This window comes from Hymenobacter segetis (assembly GCF_054776495.1).
Map to the genome: position 1 here is coordinate 798,228 of NZ_BAAHBV010000001.1, position 18,587 is coordinate 816,814.

Consider the following 18,587-nt stretch of genomic DNA (forward strand, 5'->3'; position numbering starts at 1 on the left):
GGGTTAAAAGGTTGTTGCCATTGGATGAATTACCCCTTCGGCGGGTTACATATTATAATATATATTTTATTGTAACCTGGCCACTGGTCGCCGCATCCAATAAATATCTCCAGCGCAAATCATCCCTGAATCATCATGCTGCCGTCCCTGGCCCTCATGCCGTACACGCCACTATCCGATGCGGAAGTCATCGGCCGGGTGCTGGCGGGCGAGAAGCAACTTTTTGAGCTGCTCATGCGGCGCTATAATCAGCGTTTGTTCCGCACCGGTGTGGCCGTATTGGGCCAGCCCGCCGCCGCCGAAGAAGCCATGCAGAATGCCTGGGTCAAGGCCTACATGCAGCTTGGGAGCTTTGCGGGCCGGGCCAGCTTTCCGACCTGGCTCACCCGCATCATGCTCAACGAATGCCTGATGGACCGGCGGCATCAGCAACGCTTTGTTGACCTCGAAACCGCATCCGACGACGAGCCGGAGCCCGTCGCTGATGTCCCAACACCTTTGCAAACCGTGCTGAACGATGAGTTGCGCGAAGCCCTTGAAGCCGCCGTGCAGGCGCTGCCCGACAAATACCGCAGCGTGTTTGTGCTGCGCGAAGTAGAAGGCCTGAGCGTGGCCGCCACCGCGGCAGCCCTGCAGCTCAGCGAGGCCAACGTGAAAGTGCGTCTGCTGCGGGCCCGCGAGCAGCTGCGCGCCCAACTGGCCGGTTTTGCCCCGCAGCACGCCTTCGCCTTCCTAGGCGCACACTGCACCCGGATGGTACGCCGGGTGCTGGCGCGCCTGGGCACGCTACCAATGCCGCTGCCCCGCAACTAGCGAAGTACCGCCGCCCTCACCGCCTCGGCGCAACGCTCGCCGTCCATCGCCGCCGACACGATGCCGCCCGCGTAGCCCGCGCCCTCGCCGCACGGGTACAGCCCCGCCACCACCGGATGCCGTAGCGTGTCCTTATCGCGCGGAATGCGGATGGGGGCCGAAGTGCGGCTTTCCACACCCACAATCTGGGCCGCATTGGTGGCATAGCCGGGAATCTTCCGGCCGAAATCGCGGAAGCCCTGGCGCAGTCGCTCGGCCAGCACCGGCCCCAGCACGTCGTCCATGCGCACCGACACGAGGCCGGGCTGATAAGAAGTTTCGAGCAGGCTGGCGGAGGTTTTGTTTTTGAGAAAGTCGCCGAGCAATTGGGCCGGAGCCTGCTGGGTGCCGCCTGCCGCCTGGCAGGCCAGCTGCTCAATCTGCTGCTGAAAGTGCAGGCCGGCCAGCGGGCCGTGCTGCTTCACGTCCATATCCGAAAGCTCCACGGCGGCCACAATGCCGGAGTTGGCAAAGCGCGAATCGCGGCGGCTTGGGCTCATGCCGTTCACCACTACCTCGCCGGGGGCCGTGGCCGCCGGCACGATGAACCCGCCCGGGCACATGCAAAACGAAAACACGCCGCGCTGCTCGCCGCGCACCTCCGTCTGGTGCACGAGCGAGTAGGAAGCGGCCGGCAGTAGCCCACGCTCGGCCCGGCGGTACTGCGCCTGGTCAATCAATTCCTGCTGATGCTCGACCCGTACGCCCAGCGCGAAGGGCTTGGCCTCGATGAGTACACCGCGCCGGTGCAGCAGCTCGTAGATGTCGCGGGCCGAGTGGCCGGTGGCCAAAATGGTCGCCTCCGCCTCAATGGCCTCGCCGCTGGCCGTGACCACGCCGCGCAGCTGGTTACTCTCCAGCAGCAGGTCGGTCACGCGGGTTTCAAAACGCACTTCGCCGCCCGCTTCGATAATTGCTTCGCGCAGCGCCTGCACCACGGCCGGCAGCTTATTGGTGCCGATGTGGGGGTGGGCGTCTACCAAAATATCGGGTGTCGCGCCGTGCTGCACCAGGCGGCGGAGCACGCGGCCTACATCGCCACGCTTGGTGGCGCGGGTATAGAGTTTGCCATCCGAATAGGTACCGGCCCCGCCTTCGCCAAAGCAGTAATTGGAATCAGGATTTACTATCTGGTCTTTGTTGATGGCGGCAAGGTCGCGGCGGCGCGTACGCACATCCCGGCCGCGCTCCAGCACGATTGGTTTCAGCCCCAGTTCCAGGCAGCGCAACGCTGCAAACAACCCTGCCGGTCCTGCGCCAATTATGAGTACACGGGGATTATTTGTTTTAACATTTGGATAAACAAACCAGGGGCCAAATAGCTCACTGGGTGGTGTAGAGAGGTATATGTCGGCGCGTAGGCGCACAAGTGCTTGCCGGCCCCGCGCATCAATAGAACGGCGGCGCAGATGCACAAAATCGGCTTCTCCCGGGGCTAATCCAGCCTGCGCTAGAATGGCTTCGTAGCGCGCCAACTCATCAAAAGCAACCTCCGGGGCGAGGAGGATTTCTAATTCTTGTTTTAACATTTGTGTAATATGAAAGGTGGCTATCCTTTTGGGTGCGGGCAGTTTATTGCTCAACGCAACTACAAAGTTACGGCCATTGCAGCGCGGCAATCCGAGCGAAAAAGCAAAAAGTCTCAGCCGTGGCAAGCCGCGAATCGTTTATTTGCCCCATGACTACAGCTACGCTTTCAACGCCGGCTTCGCGGCTACGCTCCATTATCAGCGGCTCCATCGGCAACCTGGTCGAGTGGTACGACTGGTACGCTTACTCGGCTTTTGCCCTCTACTTCGCCCCCGTCTTTTTCCCGAAGGGTAATGCCACGGCCCAGCTCCTGAATACGGCCGCGATTTTTGCGGTGGGCTTTCTCATGCGGCCGTTGGGAGCCTGGCTGCTGGGCGCGTATGCCGACCGCAATGGCCGCCGGGCGGCACTGCTGCTTTCGGTGCGGCTCATGGCCGGCGGCTCGCTGCTGATTGCGGCCGCGCCGGGTTACGCCAGTATTGGGGTGGCCGCGCCGGCGCTGCTGCTGCTGGCCCGGCTGGTGCAGGGCATCAGCGTGGGGGGCGAGTACGGCACCTCGGCCACCTACCTGAGCGAGATGGCCGGCGCGAAACACCGGGGCTTCTGGTCCAGCTTTCAGTACCTCACCCTGATGGGCGGGCAGCTGCTGGCGCTGGTGGTGCAGCTGGGCCTGCAGCAGCTGCTCACGCCGGCGCAGTTGGGCGAATGGGGCTGGCGCGTACCGTTCGTCATCGGGGCGCTGGCGGCGATGGGCGCGCTCTACCTGCGCACGCACATGGGCGAAACCGAGGCCTTCGAGCAGCAGCAAAATGCCGTTTTGGCCAACCCCGAAGGCGAAGGCCGCGCCCCTTCGCCCAGCCAGTTTCGCTTGCTGATGCAGCATCCACGCGCCGTGCTCACCGTGGTGGGCCTCACGCTGGGCGGCACGCTGGCGTTCTATACCTTCACCACCTACGCCCAGAAATTTCTGGTCAATACTTCGGGTTTTTCCAAGGAGCAGGCCACCCTGATTTCGTTCGGAGTGATGGCCGTGGCGCTGCTGTTTCAGCCCTTGCTGGGCGCCATTTCCGACAAGGTGGGGCGGCGGCCGGTGCTGCTTATGTTCGGCATTGGGGCCACGCTGGGCACGGTGCCGCTGCTGCGGCAGCTGGCCCAGACGCACGATGCGTGGCTGGCGGCGGGCCTGCTCATCGCGGCGCTGTTTGTGGTGAGCGGCTACACTTCCATCAGCGCGGTGGTGAAGGCGGAGTTGTTCCCGACCGAAATCCGGGCTCTGGGCGTGGGGCTGCCTTTCGCCCTCACGGTGGCCATTTTCGGTGGCACGGCCGAGTACGTGGCCTTATTCGCCAAGCAGCACGGCGTGGAAGAATGGTTTTACTGGTACGTGACGGGCTGCGCGCTGCTTTCGCTGCTAGTATACTGGCGTATGGGCGAAACGCGGGCTGAAAAGGGCACGATGGCGGAGTAGGCCCCTGGCGGGCTCGCATCGGTCAATCAAGTCTTCCTCCATACTACTTGCTTAAGCTCAGTAATATTATTATATTAGAGTGCTTGCAAACTCGTCGGCAGTGGTTTGATGCTGTTTGCTGGCGTTTGTCAGCTTACTCATTCGTTCTGTCACTAAACTATTTCAGCCATGAAATCCCTAATGAAGTCCCCGTACGTTTCCACCATGCGGCTTTTGCTGGTCACCACGTTGATGTTTCTGGCGGGCATTGTGGCCTGGTGGAGCTGGACGCAAACCGGCCAGGGTGGATTCCGCTACGCCACGATAGGGCTGGTCATAGTTGCCGCAGCGGTTGCTTTTTTTGGCCGGTGGAAAATGTACGGCACCAACCGACGGTAGCGGAAGCTGGTTGGGCATTCGGCCTAATACTAGTGGAAGCGGACGATTTTGTCGTCTACCCGGAAAACGGCCGGCACTGCTATTGGATAGATTGCGCCGGGATATTCCACCGTGAAATAGAAGCCTGCGTTTTGCTTAGTTCCGCCGTAGTAGCTCAGCAAATCTCCCTCGGCCACCTGCTGCCCGATGCGAACGGCCACACTTTCGTGCTTTAGATTTTGATACCACGCGTAGCTGCCGTCCGCGTGGTACACAATGATATAATTTGCCTTGGGCCCTTTATTGCCTTTCAAATCCTGCCTGATGCTGGCTACAATTCCGGCACGGCTTGCGTGAATAGGTGTGCCTTTGGCTAAACTGAAAAAGTAGGGATGCGGGTTTCCGGGAAGGTCTTTATTATTGGTGTTGCAGTTAGGCATTTGCTCGCCAGTTCGCCGCTTGAAAGGCAGCGCGTAGACGTAGCTCGTATCGGGTTGCAAGCCGGTATATGCCCCAATCTGGTAGGGGCAATCGTAGCGGAACGATGACGTTTGATTGGGCTCAGGAGTAAGCCTAGCTAACAAAACCGACTGTTTTCCTGGATATACTACGATTTTGGCGGGCAGTACCACGCTACTGGTCATATGCACCAGTTTGGCATTCAGCGCCACCGTATAGGGCACGAAACCCGCGTTGCTTCCAAATACCGATACGGTTCCGTCCTCGTTATACCGATACGGTTCCGTCCTCGTTATACCGATACGGTTCCGTCCTCGTTTTGCACGTGGTAGACATTGGCAAGCTGCGACTGGCAATGGCCCGGCAGCCGCAGTGCCAATGCGCAAGCAATAGTGAGGATGGTTCGCATAGCCGGAAAATTAGCGAGGGGTTACGGAACTGCCTTGCGGCAGTCCATAACCCCTCGTTTTAGTTTTCTACGCGCTTACGCCGGTTTCTTCCAGCACGCTTTCGACCCAGCCTTTGCCCCAGTCTTCGAGCTCCTGGGCGCTCCAGAGCTGGGGGTAGAAGATGCGGCGCTGGAACTTGGGAGGCAGGTAGCTGCGCCAATTGGTGCCGCCCGTGGCAGCCACGTCGGTGGGGTTGCGCTGCAGGTAGCGCACTGCCGATTTGAAGTGCATCAGCGGCCAGTTCACATTCACGCTGATGTCGAGCTGGCGCAGGGCGCGCAGCAGGCGCGGGTGGTTGCGGTCCTCTTCGGGCAGGCGTTGCACCACGGCCCACACGTTACGGTGGTGGAAGGCTTCGGCGTGGCGCACCAGGTCGGCGGTGTACTTGCGCTCGAATTCGATGAGGGTAAGAGCTTTGGCGCCGCTGGCTTCGATGGTGGCCCCGGCTTTCCAGTAGATGCAGCCCAGCAGCTCGTCGTAGTCGTAGGCCGAGGCCTTGCCCAGGGCCTGGCGCTTGGCCTCGTCGGTGAGGTTTTCGAGGCTGGTGCTGGCAATCTCAATCATGCGGTACTGCACGCTCTGGAAGCCCGAGGCGGGCATCAGGGCCATGCGGAAATCGAGGAACTGCTGCTTGTCCATGCCGTCGACCATCACATCGAACGAGTCGATGAGGTTATCGAAATAGCGGTTGATGCGGCCGATGCGCAGCACAACTTCGCCCAGCGTAGGCTGCTTGAGGTCGCCGATTTGCTCGTATTCACACAGGCAGAGCTTGAAATACAGCTCCGAAATCTGGTGGTACATGATGAAAATCCGCTCATCGGGAATATTGGTGAGCGGGCGTTGGAGGGAGAGTAGCGTGTCTAACTCGATATAATCCCAGTAGTTAACGTATTTGGCGTGGTACAGACCTTCGAGGTAGGCGGCGAGGTCCTGGCCGTCGGGGGCGTATTTCTCCTGGAGCCGGCGCAGCTGCATCAGCACGGCGGGAGAGAACTCCTCCTGGGTGGGAGAGGGTGACATGAAAATGGGAGTGAGGTGGGATGGTGGGAACAGGCTGGGTGGCCCGCAACAAATATCGTTAAAAAGCTGACTTTACAAAGTGGGTTTTTACGCGGCGTGCCGAACAATTCGCAACCAAAACGGTTGGGGCGCATCTTTGCCCTCGAATACCGGATGAAAAGAATTTGCGCCGGAAATTTATTGTGTGAATAGTGCCAGGCTGAATAACCGCATAGTCCGCCACGCAACCGCTACTTTTAGCCTTCCAAACCGACCGAAGGTACCTTTCTATGGCTGAAAAATCCAGCATTTTTGATATGATTGGGCCCGTGATGATTGGGCCGAGCTCGTCGCACACGGCCGGCGTGGTGCGCATTGCGCGGGCCGCCATCCGCATTCTGGGGGCCGTCCCCACCGAGGCGGTGGTCACGTTTTACAACTCGTTTGCTCGCACGTATGAGGGCCACGGCTCGGACCGCGCCATCGTGGCCGGCCTGCTGGGCTACGCGCCCGACGACACCCGCATCCGCACCGCGTTCGACCATGCCGAGGCCGCCGGCCTGCGCTATACCTTTCAGAGTGTGGGCAATGCCTCCACCATGCACCCCAACACCATCAAGCTGAACCTGCTGGATGGGGCCACCGGCCGCCGCGTGGAAGTGGTGGGCCAGAGCCGGGGCGGCGGCGTGATTCGCATTGTGGAAGTGGACGGCTTTCCGGCCGATTTTTCGGGTGCGCTGCACACGCTCATTATCGATGCCGACGATGTGCCCGGCTCCATTGCCTTCATCGCCTCCGTCATCGCCCACGACCAATGCAACATCGCCACCATGATGGTGAGCCGCAAGGGCCGCAACGACGCCGCCCGGCAGTTTATCGAAATGGACAGCCCGATTAAAGAAATAACCCTGGCCTACCTGCGTCAGCTGAGCTGGGTGCAGGGCATCACCTACATTCCAACGCTGGAATAAGGCCTGGCCGTGTAATAAAACGGCCGGCCAATCGATTACACTCCTACCACCGAAGCACCAATTTTTCTGCGCAATGAAACGAAGGAATACGTCATTTTTTCATCTGGCGCGGCCCCGGCCCTTGGGGCTGGTGGTCGTGGGCACGCTGCTGGCCACGGCCAGCGCCCAGGCCCAGACTACGCCCGCGCCGCCGGCGGTGTTGGGCCAGCCCGCCGCCGCCCCCAGCGGCCCCTGGACGCTGCAAGCGGCCGTTGACTACGCCGTGGCGCACAACCTGACCGTGCGCCAAAGCGAGCTCACCGCCCAGCAGCAGGCCGCCGTGACGCGCCTAAACCGCGCCGCGCTGCTGCCCACCGCCGCCCTCAACGGCACCCAGAGCTTCAGCTTCGGCACCAACAAAGACCCCTTCACGAACCAGTTCCAAGCCGTGAACGTGCGGGCCAACAACTTTTCGGCGCAGGGCCAGGTGACGTTGTTTTCGGGCTTCCAGCTTCGCAACACCATTAAGCAGGGCGTGCTTGATGCGCAGGCCACGCTGGCCGACGTGGAAAAGGCGCGCAATGACTTGTCGTTGAACGTGGCCTCGTCGTTCTTGCAGTTGCTGCTGGCGCAGGAGCTTATCCGGGCATCCGAGGCGCGTATGAGCACCGTGCGCGAGCAGGTGAGCCGCAGCGAAAAGCTGCTGAAAGCCGGGGCCGTGGCCGAAGGCAACGTGCTCGACAGCCGCGCCCAGCTGGCCGGTGAGGAGCGCACCCTCGTGACGGCCCAAAACCAGCTGGCCCTGGCCCAACTGGCCCTGGTGCAGCAAATGAACCTCGACCCGGCCACCGCCCGCCGCTTCGAAGTGGTGGTGCCCACGCTGCCGGACCCTTCTACACTCACCACCGCATCGGGCGAGCTGGACCCCAACGCCACCTACGAAATAGCCCGCCAGAAGCTGCCCGAAATCAAGGCGGCCGAGCTGCGTGTGCTCAGCTCGCAGCGCAACCTCGACATTGCCAAGGGCGGCTACTACCCGCGCCTGACCATGGCCGGGGGCATTTCGACCGGTTTTTCGTCGGTGCGGAATCAGTCGGTTTTGCGCACGGATAAGTTCAACCTGACGCCCGTGTACCAGGTGGACCCGGCCGCGCCGCTTGGCTACTCGCCCACCACCTATATCATCCCGCAGCCGGCGTTTGATGTGCTGCCCTACCGGTTTCTGGACCAGCTGCGCGACAACCGGGGCGAATTTCTGCAATTCACGCTGCAGGTGCCCATTCTCAATGGCCTGCAAACGCGGGTGGGCGTGCAGCGGGCCCAAATCAACATTCAGCAAAGCGAGGTGCGCGCCGAGCAGACGCGCTTGCAGCTGCGCCAGTCCATCGAGCAGAGCTATGCTGATGCGCTGGCGGCCCAGCGCCGTTTCGCGGCCAGCTCGCGGCAGGTGGAGGCGCTGGCCCTGGCTTTCCGCAACGCCGAAATCCGCTTCAACAACGGCCTGCTGAACGGAACCGATTTCAACATCGCCCGCAACAACCTTACGGCTGCCGAATCGGACATGATTCAGGCCAAGTACGAATTCTTTTTCCGCCGCAAGGTGCTCGACTTTTACCAGGGCAAGCCGCTGGCGCTGTAGGCTGGTAATCAATCGGTATTGGGTATTCAGTAGTCGGATGACGACTGGCCCAGCCGATGTTTTTCCCCGCCGAAACCAATCTCACTACTGAATACCTGATACTGACTACTTCTTCATGAAAAACAACCGTTTACTGTACATTCTGCTGGGTTTGGTGCTCGTGCTCATCGTGGGCTACACCGTGGCGAAAAAGAAGGGCTGGGTGGGCAAAGTCCCCGGCGTGGAAGTGCTGGTGGCCAAGGCCGGCCCCGCCAATATCGTGGAGAAAGTGAGCGCCTCGGGCAAGGTGCAGCCCGAAACCGAAGTAAAAATCTCGCCCGACGTGTCCGGCGAAATCACCGAGCTTTACGTGCAGGAAGGCGATTCCGTGCGCAAGGGCCAGCTTTTGCTCCGAATCCGCCCCGATAACTACCAGGCCCAGGTGGCCATGCAGAGCGCCCAAGTGGGCACCCAGCGCGCCAACGTGGGCCAGGCACAGGCTCGCCTCCAGCAGCTCATGGCCTCGGCTAAGCAAACGGAGCTGACCTTCCGCCGCAACGCCTCGCTGTATAAGCAGAAGGTGATTTCGCAGGCCGACTACGAAGCCAGCCAGGCCGCCTACAACGCCTCGCAGGAGGAAATCAACAGCGCCAAGCAAACCATCCGGGCCTCGCAAAGCACCGTGAGCGCCGCTTCGGCCTCGCTGGAAGAAGCCCGCAAAAACCTCAACAAAACCACGATTTACGCGCCCGTGAGCGGCACTGTGAGCAAGCTCAACGTGAAGAAGGGCGAGCGTGTGGTGGGCACCACCCAAATGGCTGGCACCGAAATCATGCGCATTGCCAACCTCAACAACATGGAGGTGCGCGTGAATGTGAACGAGAACGACGTGAACAACGTGAGCATCGGCGACTCGGTGGAAGTGGAGGTGGACGCTTACAGCAACAAGGACGAGAAATTTCGGGGCCTCGTGACCAACATCGCCAACACGGCCAAGGACGCTCTGACGGCCGAAGCCGTGACCGAGTTCGAGGTGCGCATCCGCCTGCTGCCCGAGAGCTACCAGCACCTGCTGCGCAACGTGCGCGGCCACATCGTGGTGCCGTTCCGCCCGGGCATGACGGCCTCCGTGGACATCATCACCGACCGTAAGAGCGGTGTGCTGAGCGTGCCGCTGGCCGCCGTGACCACCCGCTCCGACTCGGCCAAAACCGGGGATGCCAAGAACGGACCCCGCGTGAGCAGCAATCGGGGCAACGGTACCGCCACCGTCGTGGACCCGAGCGCAAACGCGAAAAAAGCCGATATCCAGGAAGTGGTATTCGTGATTAAGGATGGCAAGGCCGTGATGACGCCCGTGAAAACCGGTATCAGCGACTTCCAGAACATTGAGATTCTGAGTGGCGTGCCGGCCGGGGCGCAGGTGGTGAGTGGGCCGTTCCGGGCCGTGGCCAAAACCCTGAAAGATGGCGCGGTGGTGGACATCAAGGACGAGAAATCACTAAACAAGGAAGCGCTGAAGGAAGGCCCGGACGAAGGCAAGTAAGAACAGAGACTCCCCTCCTCAGCTGAGTAGGGGACATTTCAGCAAGGCTGAAATTGGGGTGGTTGACCTCGTTGAACGATATCCGAACGATGCTTTTTGCGAGCCGTTCTTTCATCGTTCAACGGGTTCACCACCCCAATTTTGCTTTCAGCAAAATGTCCCTTCCTTAAAAAAGGAGGGGAGTTGCCGTTCTTTGACGCTTCAACTTCCCACCGCAACACTATTTCGCCACCCACTTTGGAAAAAATTGCCATGCTCGGCGGCGGCTCCTGGGCCACCGCACTCACCAAAATCCTCAGCGAAAACGGCGCCCGCGTGGACTGGTGGCTGCGCTCGAAAGACGATGTGCAGCACCTGCTGCGCACCCGCCACAACCCGCGCTACCTCTCGGCCGTGCAGTTCGACCTGAACCGCGTGTACCCGACTACCGACCTAGAAGACGCCATCGAGGAAGCCGACTGGCTGGTGCTGGCCGTGCCGGCCGCCTTCGTGCAGCCCGTGCTCGACAAGCTGGACCGCGACACGCTGAAGCATAAAAACGTGATTTCGGCCATCAAGGGCATGATTCCGGGAAAAAACCAGCTTGTGACCGACTACGTGGCCGAGCGGTTCCGGCTGCCGCGCACGCAGCTGGGCGTGATTGCCGGGCCGTGCCACGCCGAGGAAGTAGCCCTCGAAAAGCAGAGCTACCTCACCATCGGCTCGCCCGATGCGGGGCTGGCGCTGGCCTTCTGCGAGATGCTGCGCAACCGCTTCGTGAGCGCGCACCCGGCCACCGACCTCGACGGCATCGAATACTGCGCGGTGATGAAAAACATCATTGCTCTTACCGGCGGCATCGCCCACGGCCTGGGCTACGGCGACAACTTCCTGGCCGTGCTGGTAAGCAATGCGGTGCAGGAAATTCGCCGCTTTTTGCAGGCCATCAACCCGCAGCCGCGCGACCTGTCGGCCTCGGCCTACCTCGGCGATTTGCTGGTGACGGCCTACTCGCAGTTCTCGCGCAACCGCACCTTCGGCAGCATGGTGGGCCGCGGCTACTCGGTGAAATCGGCCCAGCTGGAGATGAATATGGTGGCCGAAGGCTACTACGCCGTAAAGTCCATCCACGAGCTGAACAAGAAGCTCAAAGTGAGCATGCCGATAACGGAGGCGGCGTATAATATTTTATACGAGCGGATTTCGCCGGCTGTGGAACTGGAGATTCTCAAGGAGAAGCTGCGGTAAAGCTGTCATTCCGAACGCAGTGAGGAATCTGAGTCTAGCTTGCCAGCTCAATCATCCAGATTCCTCACTGCGTTCGGAATGACAATGAATACTTATTACGTCTACCTGCTGACAAATCCCACGCGAACCGTGCTTTACACTGGTGTAACCAACGATTTGGCCCGCCGCCTAGATGAGCATATCGAGAGCGAAAATGGCCGCCGCACATTCGCAGGCCGTTATTTTTGCAACCTGCTTATGCATTGGGAAGAGTTTCAGGATGTAAACCAGGCCATTGCCCGGGAAAAGGAAATCAAAGGCTGGCGGCGGGAGAAAAAAGATGCTTTAGTGGCCAATGCTAATCCTGAATGGAAGGATTTGAGTGTGCTCATATTTGGCGATGATGCAGTTATTTAATCCTGATATTAGACTTGTTTGGTCCTAAGTAGAACTCAGATTCCTCACTGCGTTCGGAATGACACATTGTATGAAAGTAGTCGGTTTTACCTTCGTCCGAAATGCCATCAAGTACGATTACCCCGTACTAGAAAGCATCAATTCCCTGCTGCCGCTCTGCGATGAATTAATAGTAGCCGTAGGCAATTCAGAAGATGATACGCTGGGCCTGATTCAGAAAATCAACTCTCCCAAAATCCGTATTATTGAAACCGTGTGGGACGACTCCCTGCGTGAGGGCGGCCGGGTGCTGGCCGTGGAAACCGACAAGGCGCTGGCCGCCGTGCCGGCCGATGCCGACTGGGCCATTTACCTGCAAGCCGATGAGGTGCTGCACGAGGCCGATTACGCGGCCATCCGGGCCGGAATGGAGCGCTGGAAGGATGATAAATCCGTGCAAGGGCTGCTGCTGAACTACCGGCACTTCTACGGCTCTTACGATTACGTTGGCGATTCCTACCGTTGGTACCGGCGCGAAATCCGCATCGTGCGGCCTGGTATTGGGGTGGCTTCTTACCGCGACGCGCAGGGCTTCCGGCTGGCCGATAACAGCAAGCTGCGCGTGAAGCTGCTCGATGCTACCGTGCACCACTACGGCTGGGTGAAAACGCCCGCTGCCATGCAGCGCAAGCAGGAAACCTTCAATAAGCTGTGGCATTCCGATGAGTGGGTAGCCCAGAACGTGGCCCCCGCCGAGGAGTTCGACTACAGCCAGGTCGATTCGCTCCAGCGCTTTGCCGGCACACATCCGCAGGTGATGCTGGGGCGCATCCGGCAGCAAAACTGGCGCTACGAGCACGACATGAGTCGCAACCAGCACCGCTTCAAGGATAAATTCAAGCGCTTTCTGGAGCAGCTGACGGGCTACCGGCTGGGCGAGTATCGCAACTACAAACTCGTCTAGCCCCATGATGAACTGGCTGCCGCTGGCGCTGCTCACGGCCCTGTGCCTGGCGCTCTACAACTTCTTCATCAAACTGGCCGCCGACCATGTGCCGCCGGCCGTGGGCGCGGTGGTGCTGCAACTGGTAGCTGCCGCCCTCGGGGCCGCGTGGCTGCTGAAACTGAAGCTGCAGGGCCAGCCGCTGGCCGTGTCGGGCAAGGGGCTGGCCTGGGCGGTGCTGGCCGGTTTGGGCGTGGGCCTGGCCGAAATCCTCACGTTCGTGGTGTTTCAGCGGGGGGTGAATTCCTCCGTGGGCACGCCCGTGATTGTGGGCGGCTCGGTGCTGCTCACGGCCGTGCTGGGCCTGGTGGTGCTGCGTGAAGCGCTGACGATGCCCCAGGCCGGCGGCCTGCTACTGATTGTAGCTGGCATCGCGCTGCTGGCGCGAGGACATTAGTTGCTACTCTACCAAATGCCAATAGGAGGGAAGCGCCCCCGCCGCGCTGGCCGAGTCAGCCACAGCCGGGTTTAGCTGGTATATCTCAACCTGCTCATTGTGAAAAACGGGTGGGAAGGTAAACCGGGGCTGAAACCAGCCGTGCAAATCGGGAAAAGCCAGCACGTAGGTGTAAGTGATGCCCGGTTGAGGGAAGTGGTCGATGGGCCAGCGCTGGCCGGGGCGCTCCGAATGCAGGTACATCCGCACAAACAAGCTGTGGGTTGATTCAGGCATGAGCGTGGGCGCTTTGGGGTGCTGGTCGAGCCACTGGAAGGCTTGGTACAAGGCTTCGTTGCGGCGGCGCGGGCGTTGGTTGTCGCGCCACAGGCTATTTATTTCGTAGCCGAACCAGAGCAGCGCCACTAGGCCCAGGGCTGGGCGCAGCCAGCGTTGCAAGGCACTGGGAGCCGTTTCCAGGAGCCATTCCACCACCAGCGCCAGTAGCAGAAAAAAGAAAAAGGCTTTATAGAGCACCGCGCGGCCCGGGGCGAATACCCGTTGCGCTGCCATCATGGCGTAGGGAAAAGCCATGAACCACAGCGCCGCCGGAACCAGCCGCTGCCAAGGCTGTCGGAGTGCGGCTGGCCACTGCGTCACTCGGCGCCAGAGCAGCCCTATTAAAACCAATACGCCCAGTACCAGTAGTCCCCCGACCTTGGCCTGCCCGGCGAGAAATCCCTCCGTTTCCCAGAGGTAAGCCGGCAGGCCGCGCCAAAATTGCCCGAATGCTTTTGGGGCCACAAAACCATTACTGAAGAAAATAGCCGGCCCTGATACGAAAAGCAGCGGCGCGTAGAGCAGCAGGCTGCCCGCCACCACCACCGCCCCCAAAGCCGCGAGTCGCGCAATCGCCGGCCAGTTGCGCTGCTTCAGATAACTCAGTCCCAACCACGAAAAAGCTGACCCTAATACCAGCGCAAACGTGGGCACCGTGTACAAACCTAGCACGCCGCCCACTATCAGCCCTGCCCAAGCGGCGCGGGGCTGACGCGTGCCATTTGCTAGTGCCAGTGAGCCGAAAAAGGCCACCACCGCCATCAGCGTCAGCAGCCAGTAGCCCCGGCCCACGGCTACGTGGTAGAGGCTAAGCTGTGCCAAACTGAACAGCAGCGTACTCAGCCACGCCACCCGAAAGCTGGCCCGCGCCCACAGCAGGCCCATAAATAGCAGCACGGTGGCCACGGTGGCGGCCAGCACCACGGGCAGCCGCATGGTAAACCAAAAGCCTGGGTTCACATGATAAAACATCCAACTGATGGAGTTGGACAGCACATGGTTATTGGGTACCGGGTAGTAGCCCGAAACGGCCAGCAGGCTCTTACTGGCAAACATTTCGTACGACGGCACGTCATCATAGCCCGGCGTCACAGCCGGCAAACTGATGAGGAGCCTAAAAGCCGTGAGGACCAGTAGGAGCAGGGCCGCCCCGCGCCGCTGGGCAGTGGGTAATGCCGCCAAAACGCGGCGCAGGCCGATTACTACAGCGCGCAATTCGTGGCCCCATTGGCGGCACTCGGCCCGGCCGGCGGGAGGAAAAATGAAGGCTGCTGCCGCTAATGCAAACACAGCCGCGACAGCCGTGAGCAGTTGCCCGGCGTGGGAATATTCCTCGGCTGAAAACAGCCGAATGCGCCATTTGTAGAACGGAAAAATGGCATCGAGCTGCCGTGCTTCGGCCCAGGTGGAACTGTGCAGCACCAGCGCCGCATAGCCTGCGCAAAGCGCCAAAAGCCCAACCGACAAAATGCCAAAAAACCTTGCCCCAGGTAGCTTCGCCACCGGACTCATCGTAGCTGCACGCTGCCCGGCAGTGCTCCCAGCGCTTCCAACTCGGCCCAAACGCGGTGGGTGGGCAGGCCCATTACGTTGAAATAGGAACCTTCGAGCCGGGTGATGGCGGCCATGCCCAGCCAGTCCTGTGCGCCGTAGGAGCCGGCCTTGTCGTAGGGCTGGTAGGTGTCGATGTAGTAGCCGATTTCGGCCGGACTCAGCGGGCGAAAGTGCACGGTGGTCTGGTCCGAGAACACGACCTGGCGGCCGTCGCCGGCCAGCAGGCACACGCCCGTGAACACGTCGTGGGCGCGGCCCTGCAGGCGGGTTAGCATGGCGGTGGCTTCGGCGTGGTCGGCGGGCTTGTTGAGCACGTCGTTTTCGAGGCAGACGATTGTGTCAGCGGTTATCACCAGCTCGTCAGGGGCCAGGTCGGGGGCGTAGGCGGCGGCTTTGTGGGCGGCGAGGTATTCGGCGACTTCGGCCCGGCGCAGGTGGGCGGGAAAGTCCTCGTCGACTTCGCGCAGGCGTATTTCGTAGGGCAGGCCCATGTCCGTCAGCAGCTGCCGGCGGCGGGGCGAGTTAGAGGCTAGAATCAGTTTCACGCGGGGGTGGCCTGGAAATGCTCGGCGAAAGCGTTGCCGGCTTCCTCATCGGCAATGCTGCTGAATAGGAAACCGCCAATGGTTTTGGGATAGAAAAAAGTCGATTTCGGCGGCATCACCGCTCCGGAATGGCACACGGCTTCCACCTCGACCATGGTCACCTCGTTCACGATGAACGCGGCCCGGGCCTCGCCCCGGTCCACACGCTGGAGGCATTCGGTGAAATTGCGTACGTAGGCCACGCCCGGCCACGCCCGCTGCGCATCCGGGCCTACGATGCCCAGTACCTTTTCCAGCACGAAAAAGTGCAGCACCGTTAAATCCAGCGCTTTCACTTCCTCGGTCGTGTCCCAGTTCAGCTGCGGGTGCACCTCGGGCCTAAGCCGGATTTTGAACGCTTCTCCATCTATATACAAGCCGAAAGCCCATTGCTTACCGGCAATGATTTCCGGCAAATCACTGGCGTCATCAATTGGTAATACCGTAAAATACGGAGTCAGTCGGTCCAGCAGTTCCCCGGCGCTCAGCTCGCCGGGCAGGTCCAGCATTAGGCGGTGGGTGGGCAGAATGCGCAGGTCGTCGGCCGCCGCGTTGGTGAGGTACATGAGGTGGTAATTCCAGGGCTCGCGGCCGGTGGCGCGGCCATCGGCGGCCAGCTCGCGGGCCTGGCGGTAGGCCAGCGAGCCTTCGTAGCGGTGATGGCCGTCGGCCAGAATCACTTCTCGCCGCGCCAGCACCTCCTGAAACCGCCGGATGATGGCGGCATCCTGAATCACGGCCAGCACATCGCGGGCACCCTGGTAGTCTTCCTCCGTTTCCACCAGCGGCGAGCGCATGGCTTCGTCCAGGTAGGCTTCCAGCTCGAAATCCTCGTCGCGGTACAGCCCATGGGTGGCGCTGGTCTGGAACTGGGTGCGGGCCAGAAGCTCGGCCCGGTCGTTTACCGAGGCGGGCAGCGTGTTTTCGTGACGCAGCACCACGTTTTCCTCCCAGTCATAAGCCCGAATGTGGCACATGAAGCCCTTGCGGCAGTATTTGCGGGGGCTGCCGGGCAGCTGGAAATACTGATAATAGGCGTAGATGCCGGGTAGCTCGTCCTGCCGCAGTACGCCGCTGGCCTCCCATTCGCGTAGCCGCACCAGCGCCGCCTCGGCCGGGTCATCGCCCCGGGGCACCGACAGGTGAATGGAATTGAGCGGGTTGCGATAAAGCGCCTCCCGTTGTTTTGCCGATACTACGTCGAACAGCGGCGAAACATAGGCATCGATGTTGGCGCTCAGCACCGCGTTGTAGCGCCAGCCGCGCAGGGGTTGAATTTCAGCCAAGAAAATAGAAGTGTTGAGTGTTGAGGGGTAAGTGTTGAATGTGCTGAGGCGGGAATATGTCATTCAATACTTAATCCTCAACACTCAACACTTCATTACGGGGCCAGGCGGCTGCGCTTCCACACATTGCCTTCCAGCTCGTACACGATGCGGTCGTGCAGGCGGCTGGGGCGGCCCTGCCACAGTTCCAGCCGCGTGGGCCGCAGGATGTAGCCGCCCCAGTTGTCGGGGCGGGGCAACGGGTCCTGCTCCCCAAATTCTTCAGCTACCGCTTCTTCGCGGGCCTCCAGCTCTTCGCGGCTGCCGATGACCTGGCTCTGCGGCGAGGCCCAGGCCCCAACCTGGCTGCTGCGCGGCCGGCTCTGGAAATATTCGGTCGACAGCGCCTCAGGAGCCTTTTCCACGCGGCCTTCTACGCGCACCTGGCGTTCCAGGCCGGGCCAGAAGAAGTTGAGCGCAGCCAGCGGCTGCGCGGCCAACTCGTGGCCCTTGCGCGAGTCGTAGTTGGTGTAAAACAAAAAACCGGCATCATCCGGCAGGCCCTTCAGCAGCACCACGCGCGACGATGGTTGCCCCGTGGCCGATACCGTGCTCACGGTCATGGCCGTGGGTTCTTCGAGTTGGGCCGCTATTGCTTCTTCCAGCCACGCCCGAAACTGGGGCACGGCCTCGGGCAGCACGTCGGCTTCGGAAAGGGTGCGCTGGGCGTAGGTTTTGCGCAGGTCGGCAAGGTGCGGGTCAGTCATGCGGGGTGAAAAGCAAAGAATGAATTACAAGCGTCCGGCAACCCGTGGCGCGGCGGTTTCACGTAGCTGTAAGAGGAACATTTTTCCGCGAAAGGCAGTCTTACTTATCCCGCCAGTGCGGTTGCCAGAGCATTGCGGGCGCAAGATACGACCCCGCGCAAGGCAGGGCGTTGCGTGCCGGCTCATCGGCTACCGGCTGCTACGACTTCTTTATCCCTCATTCTCCAAATTCTCCTGATAATGCGGCCCGGTACCCTGCTCATCTCCAAGCCCTTCCTCGGCGACCCCAATTTCGAGCGCAGTGTAATTCTGCTCTGCCGCGACGAGCCTGGCGACGGCTCCTTCGGCCTGGTGCTGAACCGTGCCACCAGCCTCGTCCTCGACGATGTGCTCGACCTGCCGCCCGAGGCCTCGGCCGCCGCCATGGTGCCCATCTACGTGGGCGGCCCCGTCGAGCCCAACACCCTGCACTACCTGCACCGCCGCGCCGACCTGCCCGGGGCCACCGATTTGGGGCAGGACGTGTACTGGGGCGGCGACTTTGAAATCCTGCTCGGACTGCTTGGCAGCGGGGCCGTGGCGGCCGATGATGTGCGGCTGTTTGCCGGGTATTCGGGGTGGTCGGCGGGCCAGTTGGCGGGCGAAATGCAGGGGCAGAGTTGGATACGGCACCCCGCAAGCGCCGGGAAAGTGTTTACTTTGGCATCTGATGCGTTCTGGCGGGAAATTCTGCGTGAGAAAGGCGGCAAATTCAAAGTGCTGGCCAACTATCCCGTCGACCCCCGCCTGAACTGATGCAGGTTTTGTCCCGTCGTTTGTTTTATCCCCACACTTTTTTGCTCTCTCCTCTGGCCCCATTTCCCGGG

The 18,587-nt window shown here is 61.0% G+C and carries 18 protein-coding genes; 11 read left to right on the forward strand and 7 right to left on the reverse strand.

The features are described from left to right. Positions 1 to 135: 135 nt before the first annotated feature. A complete protein-coding gene (locus tag ACYU70_RS03470; protein WP_342301478.1) occupies positions 136 to 813 on the forward strand; it encodes an RNA polymerase sigma factor in 678 nt (225 codons plus the stop codon). Here the strand turns inward: ACYU70_RS03470 and ACYU70_RS03475 are convergent. Then, positions 810 to 2,381 carry an NAD(P)/FAD-dependent oxidoreductase gene (locus ACYU70_RS03475; RefSeq protein ID WP_342301479.1) on the reverse strand — a complete coding sequence of 524 codons (1,572 nt, stop codon included), beginning with the start codon at positions 2,379 to 2,381 and terminating at the stop codon, positions 810 to 812. The two genes, ACYU70_RS03470 and ACYU70_RS03475, sit on opposite strands and share 4 nt — an antisense overlap. Positions 2,382 to 2,530: 149 nt before the next feature. Between ACYU70_RS03475 and ACYU70_RS03480 the strand changes: the two genes are divergently transcribed. Together ACYU70_RS03480 and ACYU70_RS03485 are read left to right on the forward strand one after the other, a co-directional pair. After that, on the forward strand, positions 2,531 to 3,850 hold the full coding sequence (locus ACYU70_RS03480; RefSeq protein WP_342301480.1) for an MFS transporter: 1,320 nt from the start codon (positions 2,531 to 2,533) through the stop codon (positions 3,848 to 3,850). A 168-nt stretch (positions 3,851 to 4,018) separates the two neighbouring features. Continuing rightward, positions 4,019 to 4,228, forward strand: a complete 210-nt coding sequence (locus ACYU70_RS03485; protein ID WP_342301482.1) for a hypothetical protein — start codon at positions 4,019 to 4,021, stop codon at positions 4,226 to 4,228. 29 nt (positions 4,229 to 4,257) lie between these two features. Here ACYU70_RS03485 and ACYU70_RS03490 read toward each other — a convergent pair whose 3' ends face one another. Both ACYU70_RS03490 and ACYU70_RS03495 read right to left on the reverse strand, forming a co-directional pair. Beyond that, positions 4,258 to 4,890: a M23 family metallopeptidase gene (locus ACYU70_RS03490; RefSeq protein ID WP_342301484.1), complete on the reverse strand. Its 633-nt coding sequence runs from the start codon at positions 4,888 to 4,890 to the stop codon at positions 4,258 to 4,260. 252 nt (positions 4,891 to 5,142) lie between these two features. Continuing rightward, on the reverse strand, positions 5,143 to 6,138 hold the full coding sequence (locus ACYU70_RS03495; protein ID WP_342301485.1) for a tryptophan 2,3-dioxygenase family protein: 996 nt from the start codon (positions 6,136 to 6,138) through the stop codon (positions 5,143 to 5,145). Positions 6,139 to 6,407: 269 nt separating this feature from the next. Here ACYU70_RS03495 and sdaAB point away from each other — a divergent pair, with 269 nt between their 5' ends. The 7 genes from sdaAB (at position 6,408) to ACYU70_RS03530 (ending at position 13,233) form a co-directional block, all read left to right on the forward strand. Continuing rightward, positions 6,408 to 7,088 (forward strand): L-serine ammonia-lyase, iron-sulfur-dependent subunit beta, encoded by a 681-nt coding sequence (gene sdaAB / locus ACYU70_RS03500; RefSeq protein WP_342301487.1) that lies wholly within the window; start codon positions 6,408 to 6,410, stop codon positions 7,086 to 7,088. 73 nt (positions 7,089 to 7,161) lie between these two features. Continuing rightward, a complete protein-coding gene (locus tag ACYU70_RS03505; RefSeq protein ID WP_460615886.1) occupies positions 7,162 to 8,706 on the forward strand; it encodes a TolC family protein in 1,545 nt (514 codons plus the stop codon). A 115-nt stretch (positions 8,707 to 8,821) separates the two neighbouring features. Beyond that, the gene (locus ACYU70_RS03510; RefSeq protein ID WP_342299804.1) at positions 8,822 to 10,231 is read left to right on the forward strand and encodes an efflux RND transporter periplasmic adaptor subunit; all 1,410 of its coding nucleotides are present in this window, start codon (positions 8,822 to 8,824) and stop codon (positions 10,229 to 10,231) included. A 237-nt stretch (positions 10,232 to 10,468) separates the two neighbouring features. Continuing rightward, positions 10,469 to 11,458, forward strand: coding sequence for an NAD(P)H-dependent glycerol-3-phosphate dehydrogenase (locus tag ACYU70_RS03515; RefSeq protein ID WP_342299806.1), 990 nt, complete (start codon positions 10,469 to 10,471; stop codon positions 11,456 to 11,458). Between the two features lie 84 nt (positions 11,459 to 11,542). Then, entirely contained in the window at positions 11,543 to 11,854 is a 312-nt protein-coding gene (locus ACYU70_RS03520) for a GIY-YIG nuclease family protein (protein ID WP_342299807.1), read from the forward strand. Between the two features lie 70 nt (positions 11,855 to 11,924). Next, positions 11,925 to 12,797, forward strand: a complete 873-nt coding sequence (locus ACYU70_RS03525; RefSeq protein WP_342299808.1) for a glycosyltransferase family 2 protein — start codon at positions 11,925 to 11,927, stop codon at positions 12,795 to 12,797. Positions 12,798 to 12,801: 4 nt separating this feature from the next. Further along, positions 12,802 to 13,233 carry an EamA family transporter gene (locus ACYU70_RS03530; RefSeq protein ID WP_342299810.1) on the forward strand — a complete coding sequence of 144 codons (432 nt, stop codon included), beginning with the start codon at positions 12,802 to 12,804 and terminating at the stop codon, positions 13,231 to 13,233. A 3-nt stretch (positions 13,234 to 13,236) separates the two neighbouring features. Here the strand turns inward: ACYU70_RS03530 and ACYU70_RS03535 are convergent, their stop codons facing one another. The 4 genes from ACYU70_RS03535 to pdxH form a co-directional block, all read right to left on the reverse strand. Next, entirely contained in the window at positions 13,237 to 15,003 is a 1,767-nt protein-coding gene (locus ACYU70_RS03535) for a hypothetical protein (protein ID WP_342299812.1), read from the reverse strand. A 56-nt stretch (positions 15,004 to 15,059) separates the two neighbouring features. Next, the gene (locus ACYU70_RS03540; RefSeq protein WP_342299814.1) at positions 15,060 to 15,650 is read right to left on the reverse strand and encodes a Maf family nucleotide pyrophosphatase; all 591 of its coding nucleotides are present in this window, start codon (positions 15,648 to 15,650) and stop codon (positions 15,060 to 15,062) included. Continuing rightward, positions 15,647 to 16,975, reverse strand: coding sequence for a DUF1015 domain-containing protein (locus tag ACYU70_RS03545; RefSeq protein WP_342299816.1), 1,329 nt, complete (start codon positions 16,973 to 16,975; stop codon positions 15,647 to 15,649). Before ACYU70_RS03545 ends, ACYU70_RS03540 begins: the two co-directional genes overlap by 4 nt. 95 nt (positions 16,976 to 17,070) lie before the next feature. Beyond that, on the reverse strand, positions 17,071 to 17,721 hold the full coding sequence (pdxH, locus tag ACYU70_RS03550; RefSeq protein WP_342299817.1) for a pyridoxamine 5'-phosphate oxidase: 651 nt from the start codon (positions 17,719 to 17,721) through the stop codon (positions 17,071 to 17,073). A 240-nt stretch (positions 17,722 to 17,961) separates the two neighbouring features. On the opposite strand from pdxH, the gene ACYU70_RS03555 reads away from it, so the two are divergent. Then, the gene (locus ACYU70_RS03555) at positions 17,962 to 18,516 is read left to right on the forward strand and encodes a YqgE/AlgH family protein (RefSeq protein ID WP_342299818.1); all 555 of its coding nucleotides are present in this window, start codon (positions 17,962 to 17,964) and stop codon (positions 18,514 to 18,516) included. The last annotated feature ends 71 nt before the right edge of the window (positions 18,517 to 18,587 follow it).